The sequence below is a fragment of the Saccharopolyspora elongata genome, from assembly GCF_004348985.1.
GTDB lineage: Bacteria > Actinomycetota > Actinomycetes > Mycobacteriales > Pseudonocardiaceae > Saccharopolyspora > Saccharopolyspora elongata.
The window spans coordinates 29,321-45,471 of the sequence record NZ_SMKW01000013.1 but is presented as its reverse complement, the minus strand read 5'-3'; the positions used below and the strand labels follow the sequence as shown (position 1 = coordinate 45,471).

Here is a 16,151-nt window from a genome sequence, read left to right as displayed (position 1 = left end):
CTCAGGCCCCGACGACCCCGTCGATGCCCTCCCGCAGGAAATCCGCGTGGCCGTTGTGCCGGGCGTACTCGTGGATGAGGTGCAGCATCACCAGCCGCAGCGACACGTCCTTGCCCCACCTCGGCTGGGGCGCGGTCACGTCGAGCGACTCGGCCGCGGCTTCGATCCGGCGCGAGTGCTCGACCTCCGCCTGCCAGGCGTCGAACGTCTCGGAGCGGGTTGCCGCGCTCGCGTCGTAGGCGACCTGGAAGTCGCCGTCGTCCGACCACACCAGCGGAATGTCCTCGCGGTCGATCACCCGCCGGAACCAGGTGCGCTCCACCTCGGCCATGTGCCGCACCAGGCCGAGCAGCGAGAGCGTCGAAGGCGGCATCGACTGCCGCCGCAGGTCGGCGTCGGACAGCCCCTCGCACTTCATGGCCAGGGTGGCCCGGTGGAAGTCGAGGTATGCCCGCAGCATCTCCCGCTCACCGCCGACCACCGGCGGATCGATCCGCTCAACCACAGCAATCCCCTTCGCTCGACGAACGCCCACAGCTTCCCCGCCCCGACGGGCGAAGTCGAACGAATAACCGGGCCCACGAACACTCGTGAGTACTTTGGACCGCTATAGCGCTCCAAACCACTCACGACCCCGTGCCTGCAGGAACGCTCCACCTGTCGCCTTCCGGACAGCTTCACATGCAGGCCGGACGATCACCCCGCCGGCACGTAGCGGACGACATGACGACGGAGCAGAGCGCGGTGCTGGCAGCGAAGGGGTCAGCGGCACGCAGGCCACCGTCGTGCTGGAGACCTTTTTCGAGCGCCCTGTCGTTCCGTAGCTCTTTGCGTGAGCGACTCAGTGCGGCCGGCCGAACTCCGCCCGCACCACGTCGGCAGCCGCTTCCGCCCGATCAGGAGCGTCCGACGCACATGCCGTCAGGAACCTGCGAAGGCGGCGTGACCCCCGATGGGAGACCGGTAAGCCTGGCTGAACGAACGTCGAGATCTTCGCCGTTGTTCGCCCGCACGCCTCGACAGATCGTGGTGATACCAGGTTTTCCCAACGAGAACAAGGAAATCAGATGCGTGCGCGTGACTGGGGAGTGCTCTTCGCCATGTGCGGGGCGATCTTCCTGGAAGGCATCGACGTGGCGATGCTCAACGTGGCCCTCCCCGCCATCAGGGCCGAACTCGGCATGTCCACCGGCGAACTGCAGTGGGTGATGAGCGCCTACGTCCTCGGCTACGGCGGGTTCATGCTGGTCGGCGGCCGGGCCGCCGACCTCTTCGGACGGCGTCGGATGTTCGTCTTCTGGCTGGCCGTCTTCCTCCTCTTCTCCGGCCTCGGCGGGCTCGCCTCCGAAGGCTGGATGCTGATCGTCGCCCGATTCGTCACCGGCGTCGCCGCCGCCTTCATGACCCCGGCCGGGCTGTCGATCATCACCACCAGCTTCGAAGAAGGCCCGAAGCGCAACAAGGCCCTGCTGATCTACTCCGGCACGGCGGCCGGTGGCTTCTCGATCGGCCTGGTCGTCGGCGGCCTGCTCACCTCCATCCACTGGCGGTGGGTGTTCTTCGCGCCGGTCGCGATGTCGTTCCTCATCCTGGTCGCCGCGCTCGCCCTGGCGCCCAAGTCACCGCGCCCCGAACGGACCGGCCAGCGCATCGACCTGGCCGGCGGCATCACCATCACCGCCGCCATCGTGCTGCTCGTCCTCGGCGTCGAACGCGCCACGCACACCGGAATCGGCTGGACGCTGGGCACGTTCGCCGCGGGGTTGGCCTTCCTCGCCGCCTTCATCGCCATAGAACGCCGCGTCACCGAGCCGCTCGTCCGGCTGGGCATCTTCCGCTCCGGGGCGGTGGTCCGCGCCAACGCCATCGGGGTGCTCTTCGTCGGCGCGTTCTTCGGATTCCAGTTCCTCGTGGTGCTGTACCTGCAGGAACTGCGCGGCTGGTCGACGCTGCAGACCAGCTTCGCGATGATCGTCATCGGCCTCGACGCCGTCCTCTCGCCCACGCTCACCCCCAAGCTGGTCGACCGGTTCGGCAATGCCCGGGTGATCTTCGGCGGGCTGCTGCTCTCCGCGCTGGCGTACGCGCTGTTCCTGCCGGTCGGCGCGGACTGGACGTACCTGATGATGCTCCCCAGCCTGATCCTCCTGAGCCTCGCGTTCTCGCTGGTGTACGGCCCGCTCACCATCGTCGCCACCGACGGCATCGACGAGGCCGACCAAGGCCTGGCGGGCGGTCTCCTCTACACGTCGTTCCAGTTCGGTGCCGCGCTCGGGCTGTCGATGGTCACGGCCGTCAACATCGCCGCCACGGCCTCCGAGACACCGGCCGCGATGCTCGACGGCTACCACGCGGCCCTCGTCGTTCCGCTCGCCGCCGCGCTGATCGCCGGCCTCATCAGCGCATTCGGGCTGCGGCCCCGCAAGAGCCCGGCGATCGAGCCGGGCGACGCCAAGATCCTCACCACGCACTGACCGCACAGGAGCCCGGCATGACCACCAGGACCACCGACTTCGCGGACGTCCAGGACACGTTCAACAGCTACATCCGCGACATCAAGTACGCCACGATGATCACCGTCGACAGTCGGCACCGCCCCCGGGCCAGGGTCCTGCTCCCGGTCTGGGAAGTCGTCGACGGACAACCGGTCGGCTGGCTCGCGGCCTACAAGACGCCGATCAAAACGGCGCACCTCGCCAACAACCCGCACACGACGTACTCGTACTGGAACCCGCGCCAGAACGCGGTCTTCGTGGACAGCACCTCGGCCTGGGCGGACGACGAGGAGTCCAAGCGCCACGCCTGGAACGTGTACGTCGAAGGAGGACCGCGAGGAGTGGGCTACGACCCGATCCACTACTGGCGAGGAGGCCCGGAAGACCCGGAGTACGCGGTGATCCGAATAACCCCCTGGCGAATCCAACTGGTCCGAGGAACAGACCTGCACACCACGATCTGGCAACCAGAAAGAACCGCCTGAACCAAGCGCCCAAGCACGGTCGGCTCGCCCGAACCCGGCGAGCCGACCACTCACGTCGGCTGTCCGGTCCGCCCGGCCAAAGAGATTCAGTGCGCTTCTTGACCGGAAACCGCCCTTAGGCGTCGTCCGCCGGACCGTTCGGAGGCACGAACTCGCTGCGATGGGACTGGGTCAGGGCTGGTACCGCGCGGCGATCTTGATGACCTGGCCGCTCTCATCGAACCAGATCTTGGCCGACTGGTTGTTCTGCTGGATGAAGTCGTCCAAGGTGATCGGCACTACCCCCAGCCCCTCCGAGTCGAGCTGGGGCTCGGCGGTCGGCGTGGCGCCTTCGAACGGGCTCAGCAACTCGACCTCCGGAGCGAGCGCGACCACCTGAGTCGGTCCGCCTGCGCTGACCGGGTGGGGAGCCGCCATGGAGGAGTCGTCCCACTTGCCTTCGACGTAGAAGACCATCCAGTCCCCGTCGTCCTTGGCGAACTCCAGATCGACGGCAATGTCGACGGTGTACCTGTTCGAGGCCATGACGTCTGCTCCGGCGCCCGTCTCCGAACTGGCCGTACCCCCGGCACTCGCGACGCCTGCCGCCGGTCCGGGCGGGGTCGATGCCGACTGCCCGGCCGGGGACGTGCACCCGCTCACGAACACCGCCGCGGCCAGCAAACCACCGGGGATCAGAACGGCCATACGACTGATCTTGCGCATCTGTCTCTCCTGCAACCGGGTTGTTTTCCGACTCTTCGATCAAACAGACGTGCCGGGACCACGGCGGTTGTCAGCAGTCGGAAAAACGATCACCCACTGCCCGAACGGGCATCGCGGGTGCATGGAGAGTCAGGATCGTGGGGAACGGCTGGCCAATGAGCCTCCCCGATCGCGCGGGGCGGCTTGGCGCGTCCCGCGCGCCGGCCTACACCCCGCCGGATTCGGCGGCCGAACCCGGCCTCGAAGACCGGTCGCCTTCCCGTTCACTGATTTCGCCCTAGGCTCGGCCTATGCCAAGAGATCTTTCGCCTCGTCTCGGCGAGATCGTGGACGCGCTGCCGCTTACGCCGCAGGCGCGAGTTCTGGAGATCGGGTGCGGACCAGGCGCCGCCGCGCGCGCCGTGGCGGCACGGTTGACTTCGGGGCACATCCTCGCGATCGACCGTTCTGCCAAGGCGATCGCTCAAGCCAAGACGGCCTCGGCCCAGGAGATCGCCTCGGGCCGCATGAGCGTCCGGCAGATCACGGCGGAAGATTTCGTGCTGGAACCCGGTGAGGCTCCCTTCGACATCGTCTTCGCGGTACGCGTGGGCGCACTCGATGGCCGCCATCCAGAAGCGGGGCGACGCGCGCTGGAGCGCATAGCCGCCGCATTGGTACCCGGTGGCCGGCTGTTCGTCGACGGCGGTCAACCGTTGCGCGAAATCCCGATGCCACCCCAGCGATAACCGACGACGAGATCAAACGCCGAGGCCGGCGTCACCCAAGCCGCATCGAAGGCTTCCGCACCGGGCCGATGCACTGCACGACGAACACGTGCCGGCCAGCTCGCCGAGCTGGTCGTGTTGCAGCGCTGCTGCTGGGTCTCAGAGGCCATCGGGAACAACACGCTGGATGTGCCCGCTCTGCATGAGACCCACGACCAGGTCCTTGCCTGGGCACAGTCCTGGACGACCCTCGTCGTGCGTCGAGGCGGACGTCTGGTCGCCGCCGTGCGTGGACGGATGGAAGGCGAGCATGACTGGCAGGTCGGCCGTCTCATGGTCGATATTCGTCTTGATCAGCGACAGGACGCACGATCCGTCTTCGGCTTCACGGTCGGCAGGGCACGCAGAGACCGTTCGCGGGGAAGCTGCGTCACGCCACCTCGCCCAGGGCAAAAGAAAAACCGCAGGTCACCTGAGTGATCCTGCGGTCTTCCGAGCGAGCCGCCTAAGGGAATCGAACCCTTGACCTACGCATTACGAGTGCGTCGCTCTAGCCGACTGAGCTAAGGCGGCGTTGCGTGGTCAAGTGTAGCTGGCCCGGGCCCGAGGTCGTTCTCGACCCCCACCGCTCCACAAGCTCCAGGTTTTCCCTGGTCAGGCACCTAGCAAGGCGACTCCGACGCTCCGGGTTCGGCGGAATCCCACCTCTTGCCAGGGGGCTCTCGTCAACTTCTTCCGTCACCTCCTGGGCCTGGGCTCGTTGGATCGGCAGTGATTCCTGTCACGCGATCGGGAGGTCGCCGGATGCGGGCTCTTCGCCGCTTCAGCACGTGTTCCGCCGTGGGGCTGGTCCTGGCCGGGTGGTCGTTGCCCGCGGCGTTCGCGCAGAGCACGCCGCCGACCACGCCCATCCCCGCGCCCGAGAACCCCGGGCAGCCTCCGGCGTCCGAGCCGACCTCGGCTCCCGGTCCGATCGTCGCCGATGCCGGCACCATGGTCGGGATCGTGCGCATCCTGCCGGACACCGTGCCGACCGACTCCGTCATCGACGATCCCGAGTTCGAGGAGCAGTTGCCCAAGCAGTCCGTGGCCGAGGCCGGGATGGGCCGGGCGATCGCGCAGGCGAACTCCACCGCATTCTTCGCCCACGAGCGGGCCATCGCCGAAGCCTCACCGTTCGGCGTGGCGCTGTTGGGCAAGACGCCGCAGATGCCGACCGGGTTGGCGCAGACCGCGCTGCCCGATCACGCCGCGCCGACCAGCGGCGGTCTCCCCATGCCCGCGTCGCCGGCCGATCAGCTGGTCAAGCTCAGCGGCTTGGACGGCAGCGTGCATGCGCGCTGGGACGAGCAGGTCGGGCCGTGCGTGTCGCCGATCGCCGATGCCCAGATGTCGCTGGGCAGCGCTTCGGCGGTCAACGCGCTGCCCGGCGGGCTGTCGCTGGACGGGCTCCTGAGCGGGGCACCTACCGCGGACGGCACCGGGTCCTTGCTGCACGTGCCGGATGCCGTCAACGCGCATTCCAACGTGCAGCTGGTTTCCGTCGCCGGGCAGGCCCGCAAGGCCGTGCAGTCGACCTCGACGCTGCAGGTTGCGAGCGTTCGGCTGTTCTCCGGGACCTCGCAGGAGATCCGCGTCGACGTCGTCGGCGAGCCACGGCTGGTCGCCACGGCCACCGGCGACCCCGCTACGTCCACTGTGGACTACAAGGCGCCGGTGCTGCGGGTCAGCCAGGGCGGCGAGGAACTCGGCGTGCTGGATGCGGCGCATCCGGACCTGGACCTGCCGCTGCCCGGGCTGGACCAGCGGATCGTGGACGCCGGTGTGCTGCGGATGAGCGTCGGGGAACTCCGGCACGACGTCGTCGGCACCGAGGTCCGGGCGGCTGCGAAGCTCTTCGACCTGCAGCTGCTGCGCGGCCACCCGGTGGGGCTCCCGACTTCGCTGGTGCAGATCACCTTCGGCGAGCAGATCGCCCGCGCCGGGGCTCCGGCGGGCGGCGTGGACTGCGACGGCTCGGCGGCGGCCACACCGCCGGCGGGGACCGGCCCGTCGGCCCACCTCCCGGACGTTCCGCCGCTCGCCCTGACCAGCAGCTCGTACTACGTGATCCCGCTGTTCTGGACCGGCACGGCGCTGCTGCTCCTGGGCTCGATCCTCATCGCCGCCCTCCCCCGCCGCAGCTGAATCTCCCGATTTCAGGCAAAACCGGAAACCCCCGGCCCACGCGCCCGAAGCTCCGTTTTAGACCCCCCGTCAGCCACCCAGCCCGGCCTGGCGAACGGTTCAGGTGGCGGCGGGGTGGTTCGTCCGGGTGGCGGGGTCGAGCCGGGCCGGAGTGGCGTGCTGGGCTCGGTAGGCGCGGCCGAGGTGGGCTTGGAGCCGGGCGTGCCGGAACTGGTAGACGGCACCGGCCTGGCGCAGCACTCCTCTGTCGTACGCGTCGTCCAGGAAAACGATCGCCTGCCAGGGAAGCCGACCCGTCAGCGGCAGCCAGACACGTGCCAGGAGGACCCACTGCCCCCAGGCGGTGAACGCCGCCGCGTAGGCGATCGCCCCACTCGTCCCGCCCACTGCGCCGATGATGAGCCCGTCGAACAGCGGCCAGTTGAGCGGGCCCAGCGAACCCTGGAAGAGATCGACGACGAGCCGCCCGCCGATGGCGATCAGGAGCATCGCCAGGGGCGCGAACAACGCGGTCTGGCGCACCACCGCCGATCGGTTCGCGGCCAGCATGCCGATCGGGGTGGCGGCGGAGTTGATGTCGAGGGGCGTCTCCAGCACGGACACGAGCGCGAGTCCCGTCCCGAGCGCGAGGCCGAAGATGAGCCCGAAAACCAGGAAGTTGACGAGCGTCAGCTCGATCGCCAAGTCATCCGGGATCGGGGTCTTGCTGAGCATCGTGCGCATGAACGTGCTCACCGGCGCGTACCCGAGCGCCACCACGAACCCGCCCAGCAGCCCGGCGCCGAACCTGGTGGCGGCGGTGCGGGCGCGGCGGCCGGTTCTCCTGCCCCTGCCCAGCAAGCGGACCCGCATGCTGGACAGCTCGAACCCGACGCCTCCGTACACGACCAGAAGCCCGTACAGCAGCCCGAAGGCCAGACCGAGCTCGGTCCCGGTCATCAAGCCGTCCAGCAGGGCCAACCCGATGCCGAACCCGATCCCGTGCTGGATCACGTAGAGGGGCAGGAAAACGAGCGCATCGACGACGGCGGTGACGAACGCGGACGCCAGCACGACGGCGAGGATGCGCGACGAGCGGCGCAGCGAGCCGCCGACCAACCACCACTTGAGATCGCTGGTGCCGAGCCGGTCCAGGTTGTCGGCGAGGTAGCCCAGCCAGCGCCGGGCCCGGTCCGGATCCCAGTTCCGTCGCCCGGCGGACGGCCGCGGGCGGTAGACGGCGGGCACGAAACTGCTCAGCAGGTGGTCTTCGAGGGCCGCCCGCGTCGGGAAGCGGTCGGTGTCCAGCAGGTCGGCCGGGTCCTCGCCGGTTTCGCCGTGGACGGTTCGGGCGAGGCCGACCATCAGCGGCGTGCTCAGCACCGCGGCGAGGTTGGCGCTCGCCTCGCTGTCCGGGCGTTCGCGCAGCTCGTCCAGGACGGAATCCCAGGCGGTGCCCCGGCGCGTGGTGCGCGGCAGGTAGTTGATCAGGTCGGCGCGGCCGAGTTCGACCAGCTCGACACCGGCGGCGCCGGCCAGGGCGGTCGCCTCGACGGCCGCGGCGTACTCGCCGGGTCGACTGGTCAGCAACAGCGGTAGCGACGTGGTGTTGAGCGCTTCCACCGCGCTGCGGTGCAGGCCGTGGGCGATCTCGTCGAACCCGTCGAGAACCGGCAGCACGCGGCCGGTTTCGACCAGCGCGGCGGCCAGCGTCGACCCGTTGGGGGCGCTCGCGACCAGGCCCGGGTAGTCGCGGGAGAGCTGGTCGATCAGCCAGTCCCGCAGCGCGGTGGCCGTCGGGTCCCACGATCCGACGCTGAAGATCACCGGCACCGGGTCGGTGGCGGTGCGGGTCCGCAGGTGGTCCAGGGTGAAGCGCAGCGCCAGGATCGTCTTCCCGGATCCGGGGCGCCCCAGCACCGCCAGCCGGCCGGACGGGATGCGCCGGTAGACGTCCGCGATCTCGGTGAGGTCGCCGGTCAGGTCCAGCGGATCCGCTGTGGATCCGGCCGGAACGCGGTGGATGTTGTCCGGGTGGTCGGTCAGGTCCGCGGACACCGGCTGCCACCGCACCGGCAGCGGGAACGGGTCGTGGATCCGGCGCTGTTCCTCCTCGCGCTGCCAGCGGGCGGCGACCGCTTGCGCGAGTTGATCCGCGGCTTCGGTCAGCGCATCCCGCGGCGCGAGGGGCGCGCTGGGCGGATCGACGTCCGGCGCTGCCGCGAGGGCCTCGACGGCGGCGTCCTCGGCCAGCAGTTCCCGGCGCTCGTCGGGCGAGAGGTCCAGTGCGTCCGCCAACAACTTCACCGTCCCGATCCGGGGATCGGTGGGCGAGTTGTTCTCCAGCCGGCGGATGGTGCGCACGCCGACCCCGGACCGTTCCGCCAGCTGCTCCTGCGTCATTCCCGCCCGACGTCGCAACTGACGCAGTAGCGGACCGAACCGGCTCGTCACTTCGGCGCCTCTCGATGCGGCGTGTCCTGGCTCGGGGACCTTAGCGCGAAGAACGCGAGGACCGGCCGTATTTGGCCGGTTCGTGCCCTGGTTCGCTGACCAGCGCAAACAACATCATCTCCGGTACCGGCCGGGACCTGGCGGCCGGCGCTCGCCGAGGCGGCGAGGTCAGCCTTCGACAGGGGAACCGCATGACCCGTTTCCGGAAATCACAGTGGCGGGCGGTCGCGATGGCGGCCGGCCTGACCGTTGCTTCGACTCTCGTCGCCACCGCCGCGACCGCCGAAACCGAGCCGCCGCGCCTCGACGACGGCTTCGGCCTGACCGTGGTCCGCCAGCCCGAGTGGGTCGATGACGCCCAGCGGACGTTCGTCTTCTCCGTGGCCTCCGAACAGGTTCCGAATCCCACGCTGCTGCCGGGCCAGACCGCGGGGCAGCACGACATTATGGTCACCCTGCCCGAGGGCTACACCGCCAACGCCGACCGCTACCCGGTGCTGTACTCGCTGCACGGCAATCCCGACCGCGCGAACACCCAGGTCAACCAGCAGATCACCGAGCAGGCGACCAAGGACGCGCCGCTGATCACGGTGCACCCCAACGGGGTTCGCAGCTGGTACTCGAACTGGGTGAACCCCGGCGGGCTGGGCCCGCAGAACTGGGAGAACTTCCACCTCGACCAGGTCATCCCGCTGATCGACGCGAACCTGCGGACCATCCCCACCAGGGAAGGCCGGGCCATCGTCGGCCATTCGATGGGCGGGTTCGGGGCGTTCCACTACGCCGAGCGCCGGCCGGAGCTGTTCAGCTACGTCGGCAGCTTCTCCGGCGGCCTCGACCTGCTCAACCAGGCGCAGCGGGCGGCGGTGATCGGCACCGAGCTGCTACCGGAGTCGGGCACGCCGACCGTCGCGGTCGATGCGATCTTCGGCTCGCCGGTCTGGCCCCTCGACGGGGTCTGGAACGCGCAGAGCCCCGCCCAGCACGTCGAATCGCTGCGCGGCATGGGCGTGGCCATGTACACCGGCAACGGCGGCGACCTGACCGTCAACCCGCCCCAGGCCGTCGTCGAGAGCGTGGCCAGGGACACCAACCTGGTGACCGCAGCGAACCTGAACGCCGCCGGAATCCCGCACTACTTCGCGGATTACGGCGACGGCAGCACGTGGGCGCCGGGCTGCACCGGGAAGCACGCCTCGGTGCCGTGCCTGCAGAAGGACATGGAGCACTACGTCTCGCTGATCATGCAGCGCCTCCAGCACCCCTGATCTGCCGCAACCAGGGGTCTGGTCGGTCGGGCGACGGGGAGGCGCCCGACCGACCGGAGCAGCACGCGCTGGGAGAGAACGGCATGGCCGACGAGAAGTACCGGTACTGGTGCGGGGAATGCGACTACCGGACGCCCTGGCGCACCGAGTCGGCGGGAGCCGAGGAACAGATCGAGCACTACGACCGCCGTCATCCGGGCACGCCGCCCGGCGGCCGCGTCGAGCTCCGCGCGAAGAAGACCGACGGTGTCGGATGCCTTGCGCTCCTGGGGGTTCTGTTCCTGCTCCTGCTGGCGGCGTTCACGTTCCGGTACTGGCCGTGACGGCCATGGAGCCGTGAGTGCTTTGTGCCGCTATTGCAACCCAAAACGCTCACGGCTCCGACGTACCCGCTGGGGGATTCACGTGACATCGATGGACGACGTGCTGTTCTCCGCGCTGTGCAGCTGAATTCCCGGTGTTCAGGGCCACCCCGGAGGCCTTGAACGTCCACTCTGGAGTCAGCCGGTGTAGAGGGTGGCGAGCATGGCCTCCACCGCGATGATGGGCTTCACGTTCTGGGTCAGCGCGAGCCGGCATTCCAGGACCGCGTCGAGGCGGCGCAGCGCCGACTCCGACGTCCACTCCCCGGCCGCCTTCGCCACCGAGCGCTCGAAATCCGGGTGGTTGAGCGGCGCCGTCGAACCCGTGCGCATCACCAGCACGTCGCGGTAGAAGCCCGCCAGGTCGACCAGCGCCAGGTCCAGCGCGTCGCGCTGGGAACGGGTGGCACGGGATTTCTGGCGCTTCTCAAGCTCTTTCAGCGCGGCGTTCGCGCCGCGGGTCGCCGACGCCGTGCCCTTGCCGGTGCCGCCCGCGCCCATCGCGGTCTTCAGCTCTTCTTTCTCGGCCTCGTTGCGGTCCTCGTTCGCGGTGACCGCTTCCGTCTCGGCCAGCTTCACCAGCCCGGTGGCCGCCGTGAACACGTCCGAGAACCTGCGCAGCCCCAACGGAATCCGCAGCACCGACTCGCGCCGCTCCCGCGCCTCCTCGTCGGTCGCCAGCCGCCGCGCCCGGCCGATGTGCCCGCCGCACACCGACGACGCCCAATGCGCGAGCTCCGCGTCCACGCCGTCGCGCTCGTGCAGCACTTCTGCGATCGCGCCGGCCAACGGCGTGCGCAGCTGCACCACGCGGCACCGGGAGCGGATCGTGACGGACACGTCCTCGGGGTGATCGGAGGGCGCGCACAACAGGAACACGGTCCTCGGCGGCGGCTCCTCCACCGCCTTGAGCAGTGCGTTCGCCGCGCCCTCGGTGAGGCGGTCGGAATCTTCGATCAGCACGATGCGCCACTGGCCGGTGGTCGGGCGCCGCGCCGCGGCCTGCACGAGAGCACGCATCTCCGCGACCGAAATCGACAGGCCTTCGGGCGCCACCAGGCGAACGTCGGCGTGCGTGCCGTGCAGCACCGTCCGGCACGCCGGGCAGTGCCCGCAGCCCGGCTGCTCCGCATCGGAGCACTCCAAAGCGGCGGCGAAGGCACGGGCCGCGATCGACCGGCCCGAACCGGGCGGCCCGGTGAACAGCCACGCGTGCGTCATCGAACCCGGCGGAACCGGCTCGCCCCGCACCTGGCGGTGAGCAGCGCGCACGGCGGTGTAGAGCGTCCGCACCGCGTCGGGCTGCCCGACGACCTCCGCCCACACCCCGGTGCTGGGCACGTCCGGAGCGTCGGTTTGCATCACGTCGCCTCCAGTACTTCGCGAACACCCAGACTGTACGGGGCGGCACCGACCGGCCTGCGGTCAACCGGAGAACGCTTCGAGCACCTGGCGCAGCACCGCCAGGGCGACGAGCACCGCGACGGCCAACGCGATCAGGAAGCCCACGACCGCCCCGGGCGTGCGGCGCCGCCTCTCGCCCGGCGGCTCAAGACGAGGTGTCTGGGGGCTGGCCGCCGGAGCGCGACGGCGCCGAATCGGCCTGCGCACGTCCTCCGCCGTACTAGGCGGCGTCCAGGGCTGCGGCGGCGCGGTCCGCTGCTGCGGCACCGCGGCCATGCCGAACAGGGCATCCGGACGAACCGGCAAGGGCGGCAACGGCTGCGTCCCGTCGAGACCGTGCAAGGCATCCCGCATGTCCGCCTCCCCGAGGCTTCCGATAGTCGGAAGTCTCCGCCTCGGGGCGGCGGAACACCAGGATCAGGACGACTTCGAAGTGGAACTCGTCCGCTTCTTCGCAGCCGTCGTCTTGGAGGCCGTCGACTTCGCAGCGGTCGTCTTCGTCGTCGACTTCGCGGTGGTCTTCTTGGCCGGGGCCTTCTTCGCCGGCGCCTTCTTCTTCGCCGGGGCCTTGGCCCGCCGCTCCGCGAGCAGCTCCACCGCGCGATCCATGGTCAACGACTCGACGTCATCGCCCTTGCGCAGCGAGGCGTTCGTCTCGCCGTCGGTGACGTACGGGCCGAAGCGGCCATCCTTGATCACCAGCGGCTTGCCGGTGTCCGGCTCCTCGCCGAGCTCCCGCAGCGGGGCCGCGGCCGCCCGCCGACCGCGCTGCTTCGGCTGCTCGTAGATCTTGAGCGCCTCTTCCAGCGTGATCGAGAAGATCTGGTCCTCGGTCTCCAGCGACCGCGAGTCCGTGCCCTTCTTCAGGTACGGGCCGTAGCGGCCGTTCTGCGCGGTGATCTCGTTGCCGGACTCCGGGTCCTTGCCCACGACCCGCGGCAGCGACAGCAGCTTCAGCGCGTCGTCGAGCGACACGGTGTCCAGCGACATGTGCTTGAACAGGCTGCCGGTGCGCGGCTTGTTCTTGTTGCCCTCGGGCAGGACCTCGGTGACGTACGGCCCGAACCGGCCTTCCTTCGCGACGACCTCGTGCCCGGACTCCGGGTCGGTGCCGAGGCTGCGGCCCTCCATCGGAGTGGCGAACAGCTTCTCCGCGATCTCCACCGTGAGCTCGTCCGGCGGCAGGTCGTCCGGCAGGTTCGCACGCTGCGACGAACTGTCGGCGAGCGTCCGCTCCAGGTACGGGCCGTAGCGGCCGACCCGCACGTAGACGGTGCGGTCCTCGTCGTCGTTGAACATCGGGATGGAGTTGATCTCCCGCGGGTCGATCTCCTCGACCCCGGAACCGACCAGCTTCTTCAGCCCGCCGGCGCGACCGATGGAGCCCTCCGGCCCCACGTCGCCGCCGAAGTAGAAACCGGACAGCCAGCTGGTCCGCTCCTCGCGCCCTTCGGCGATGCGGTCCAGCTCGTCCTCCAGCGCGGCCGTGAAGTCGTAGTCCACCAGCCGGCCGAAGTGCTTCTCCAGCAGCCCGACCACGGCGAAGGCGATCCACGACGGGACGAGGGCGGAGCCCTTCTTCCAGACGTAGCCGCGCTCCTGCACGGTGCTGATGATCGACGCGTAGGTCGACGGGCGCCCGATGCCCAGCTCTTCCATCGTCTTCACCAGGCTGGCCTCGGTGAAGCGCGGCGGCGGGTTGGTGGTGTGCCCGTCCGGCGACAGCTCCGGCGCGGTGATCGCCTGGTCCTGCACCAGCTGCGGCAGCCGCGACTCGGCGTCGTCGGCGACCCCGCCGGCCTCCGAGTCGACCGCCTCGACGTAGGCCTTCAGGAACCCGGCGAAGGTGATCGTGCGACCGGACGCGGCGAACGTGCACTCCTCGCCGCTGGTGGCGGTGCCGGTGATGCGCACCGACAGCGTGGTGCCCTTCGCGTCGGCCATCTGGGAGGCGATGGTGCGCTGCCAGATCAGCTCGTAGAGCTTGTAGCCGTCGACGTCGTTGCGCAGCTCGCCGGCGACCTCGCCCGGGGTGCGGAAGCTCTCGCCCGCCGGGCGGATCGCCTCGTGCGCCTCCTGGGCGTTCTTGACCTTGCGGTTGTACTGGCGCGGCTGCGGCGACAGGTACTGGTCGCCGTAGAGGTCCCGGGCCTGGTTGCGCGCCGCGTTGATCGCCGTCTCGGACAGCGTCGTCGAGTCGGTACGCATGTAGGTGATGTAACCGTTCTCGTACAACCGCTGCGCCGTGCGCATCGTGCGGTCGGCCGAGAACCGCAGCTTGCGGCTGGCTTCCTGCTGCAGCGTGGAGGTCATGAACGGCGCGTACGGCTTCCGCGTGTACGGCTTCTCCTCGACGCTGGACACGTGCAGCTGCGCGTCGGCGAGCGCCGCGGCGAGGCTGCGCGCCTCCTGCTCGGTCAGCACCCGCGTGTCGGCGTTCTTCAGCCGCCCGTCCGGGCCGAAGTCGCGACCGGTGGCCAGCTTCGCGCCGTCCACGTTGACCAGGCGGGCGCCGAAGCGCCGTGGCGAGGCGTCCGCGCCGGCGTCCATCGTCGCGGAGATGTCCCAGTACTCGGCCGGGACGAACCTGATCCGCTCGCGCTCCCGCTCGACCACGATCCGGGTCGCCACCGACTGCACGCGGCCCGCCGACAGCTTCGGCATGACCTTCTTCCACAGCACCGGGCTGACCTCGTAGCCGTACAGCCGGTCCAGGATGCGGCGGGTCTCCTGCGCGTCCACCAGGTCGTGGTCCAGGTCGCGCGGGTTCGCGGCGGCCGCCTGGATCGCCGACTCGGTGATCTCGTGGAACACCATGCGGCGCACCGGCACCTTCGGCTTCAGCGTCTCCAGCAGGTGCCAGGCGATCGCCTCGCCCTCGCGGTCACCGTCCGTCGCGAGGTAGAGCTCGTCGACCTGCTTGAGCGCGTCCTTGAGCTCGGTGACCGTCGCCTTCTTGTCCGAGCTCACCAGGTACAGCGGCTCGAAGTCGTTGTCGACGTCGACGCCCAGCCGGGCCCACGCCTGGCCCTTGTACTTCTCCGGCACGTCCTTGGCGTTCTTCGGCAGGTCCCGGATGTGGCCGCGAGAAGACTCGACGATGAAGTTCGAGCCCAGGTAGGAGGCGATCTTCTTGGCCTTCGCAGGCGACTCGACGATCACCAAGCGCCGACCCGCGGAGCCAGCCCCGTTGGAGGACCCCGAAGCCCGGCCGGTCCCGCCGGCCTTCTTCGTCCGTGTCGACCCAGCCACGCTTACCTGCTCTCTTCTTCCGGAGGCTTCCATTGCACCCGGTGCTACCCGACAAGTTCCTCAGTGTGCCCCTTATGCGCCGATTCGCAGCACGCCGGGAAGGCACAGGGTTGCACATAACACGCTGAGACTCGTCAACGTCTTCTTGTACGAACGTATCGGGTGACGGTGGTGTTCCGTTGCGTGACCTGGCGTGATGTGCGTCAAACCGGTCAGGACACCAACGGCCACGTTCGCTCGATCGCACCATCGGGCATTGGACCGACGAGCTCAGCGAGGCGGGCGAGCCCCCTTCGACCGGTCACGCGCAGCGCCGGTCCGCCGGCGCGCGGGCCGACCGGCTTCGCCGGGAGGCCGCAGCCGCGCAGCGCCGTGACCAGCGGCGCATGCGTGTCGGGCGCGTGCGGATCGAGCCCGAGGCGGTAGCCGGTGGGCTCGGCGGAGCCGGCGGTCAGCGCCCAGAGCCGGAGGGCGGCGCCGTCCGGGACGAAGTCCGGCGGGACCGACTTCACGGCGCCGCGCAGCCAGCGGGCGGCGAGGCCGGTGAGGTCCGCGCGGAACGCGGTGCGGATCAGCGGGCGGCCTTCTTCGGAGCGGCCGAGCTCTGCCTCCACGCCGCGTTCGGCGCAGGCCACGACCAGGGAGCGGGCGCGCCATTCGGCGTCGACCACCACGGACAGCCGGGCCGCGGTGCCGCGGCCGAAACCGACCGCCTGCCCCGGACCGCACAGCATGCCCGCGAGGTCGGCGACGTCTGGCTGCCGCGCCTCGGCCGAGTAGAAGGACAGCTGGTCCACGGCCCGCATGCTAGAACAGCAGTTCGACCTTGGCCAGCACATCCACCCGTTTGCGT

General features: G+C 69.7%; 13 protein-coding genes and 1 tRNA gene. 6 read left to right on the top strand and 8 right to left on the bottom strand.

Annotated elements, in window-relative coordinates; translation table 11 throughout:
• Position 1 precedes the first annotated feature (1 nt).
• Positions 2 to 460, bottom strand: coding sequence for a DinB family protein (locus tag E1288_RS12410; protein WP_132484646.1), 459 nt, complete (start codon positions 458 to 460; stop codon positions 2 to 4).
• A gap of 607 nt (positions 461 to 1,067) precedes the next feature.
• Between E1288_RS12410 and E1288_RS12400 the strand changes: the two genes are divergently transcribed.
• Both E1288_RS12400 and E1288_RS12395 read left to right on the top strand, forming a co-directional pair.
• On the top strand, positions 1,068 to 2,474 hold the full coding sequence (locus tag E1288_RS12400; protein ID WP_132484452.1) for an MFS transporter: 1,407 nt from the start codon (positions 1,068 to 1,070) through the stop codon (positions 2,472 to 2,474).
• Between the two features lie 17 nt (positions 2,475 to 2,491).
• Positions 2,492 to 2,980 carry a pyridoxamine 5'-phosphate oxidase family protein gene (locus E1288_RS12395; RefSeq protein ID WP_132484450.1) on the top strand — a complete coding sequence of 163 codons (489 nt, stop codon included), beginning with the start codon at positions 2,492 to 2,494 and terminating at the stop codon, positions 2,978 to 2,980.
• A 171-nt stretch (positions 2,981 to 3,151) separates the two neighbouring features.
• Here the strand turns inward: E1288_RS12395 and E1288_RS12390 are convergent, their stop codons facing one another.
• On the bottom strand, positions 3,152 to 3,685 hold the full coding sequence (locus tag E1288_RS12390; protein ID WP_132484448.1) for a hypothetical protein: 534 nt from the start codon (positions 3,683 to 3,685) through the stop codon (positions 3,152 to 3,154).
• 290 nt (positions 3,686 to 3,975) lie between these two features.
• Here E1288_RS12390 and E1288_RS12385 point away from each other — a divergent pair, with 290 nt between their 5' ends.
• On the top strand, positions 3,976 to 4,413 hold the full coding sequence (locus E1288_RS12385; protein WP_132484446.1) for an SAM-dependent methyltransferase: 438 nt from the start codon (positions 3,976 to 3,978) through the stop codon (positions 4,411 to 4,413).
• A 478-nt stretch (positions 4,414 to 4,891) separates the two neighbouring features.
• On the opposite strand, the gene E1288_RS12375 is transcribed toward E1288_RS12385, so the two are convergent.
• A tRNA-Thr gene (locus E1288_RS12375) sits at positions 4,892 to 4,965 on the bottom strand.
• Positions 4,966 to 5,196: 231 nt separating this feature from the next.
• On the opposite strand from E1288_RS12375, the gene E1288_RS12370 reads away from it, so the two are divergent.
• Positions 5,197 to 6,579, top strand: coding sequence for a hypothetical protein (locus E1288_RS12370; RefSeq protein WP_132484444.1), 1,383 nt, complete (start codon positions 5,197 to 5,199; stop codon positions 6,577 to 6,579).
• A gap of 99 nt (positions 6,580 to 6,678) precedes the next feature.
• On the opposite strand, the gene E1288_RS12365 is transcribed toward E1288_RS12370, so the two are convergent.
• On the bottom strand, positions 6,679 to 9,012 hold the full coding sequence (locus tag E1288_RS12365) for a helix-turn-helix domain-containing protein (protein ID WP_132484442.1): 2,334 nt from the start codon (positions 9,010 to 9,012) through the stop codon (positions 6,679 to 6,681).
• Between the two features lie 191 nt (positions 9,013 to 9,203).
• Between E1288_RS12365 and E1288_RS12360 the strand changes: the two genes are divergently transcribed.
• Complete coding sequence (locus tag E1288_RS12360; protein WP_235883511.1) at positions 9,204 to 10,280, top strand: alpha/beta hydrolase; 1,077 nt, start codon at positions 9,204 to 9,206, stop codon at positions 10,278 to 10,280.
• A gap of 83 nt (positions 10,281 to 10,363) precedes the next feature.
• Positions 10,364 to 10,603, top strand: coding sequence for a hypothetical protein (locus tag E1288_RS12355; protein ID WP_132484440.1), 240 nt, complete (start codon positions 10,364 to 10,366; stop codon positions 10,601 to 10,603).
• A 177-nt stretch (positions 10,604 to 10,780) separates the two neighbouring features.
• Here E1288_RS12355 and E1288_RS12350 read toward each other — a convergent pair whose 3' ends face one another.
• From E1288_RS12350 to E1288_RS12335, 4 genes are all read right to left on the bottom strand, one after another.
• Positions 10,781 to 12,004, bottom strand: coding sequence for a DNA polymerase III subunit delta' (locus E1288_RS12350; protein ID WP_132484642.1), 1,224 nt, complete (start codon positions 12,002 to 12,004; stop codon positions 10,781 to 10,783).
• A 63-nt stretch (positions 12,005 to 12,067) separates the two neighbouring features.
• The gene (locus E1288_RS12345) at positions 12,068 to 12,400 is read right to left on the bottom strand and encodes a hypothetical protein (protein ID WP_132484438.1); all 333 of its coding nucleotides are present in this window, start codon (positions 12,398 to 12,400) and stop codon (positions 12,068 to 12,070) included.
• 63 nt (positions 12,401 to 12,463) lie between these two features.
• Positions 12,464 to 15,331, bottom strand: coding sequence for a type I DNA topoisomerase (topA, locus tag E1288_RS12340; protein WP_328592457.1), 2,868 nt, complete (start codon positions 15,329 to 15,331; stop codon positions 12,464 to 12,466).
• Between the two features lie 179 nt (positions 15,332 to 15,510).
• Entirely contained in the window at positions 15,511 to 16,104 is a 594-nt protein-coding gene (locus E1288_RS12335; RefSeq protein WP_207954315.1) for a hypothetical protein, read from the bottom strand.
• Positions 16,105 to 16,151: the final 47 nt, after the last annotated feature.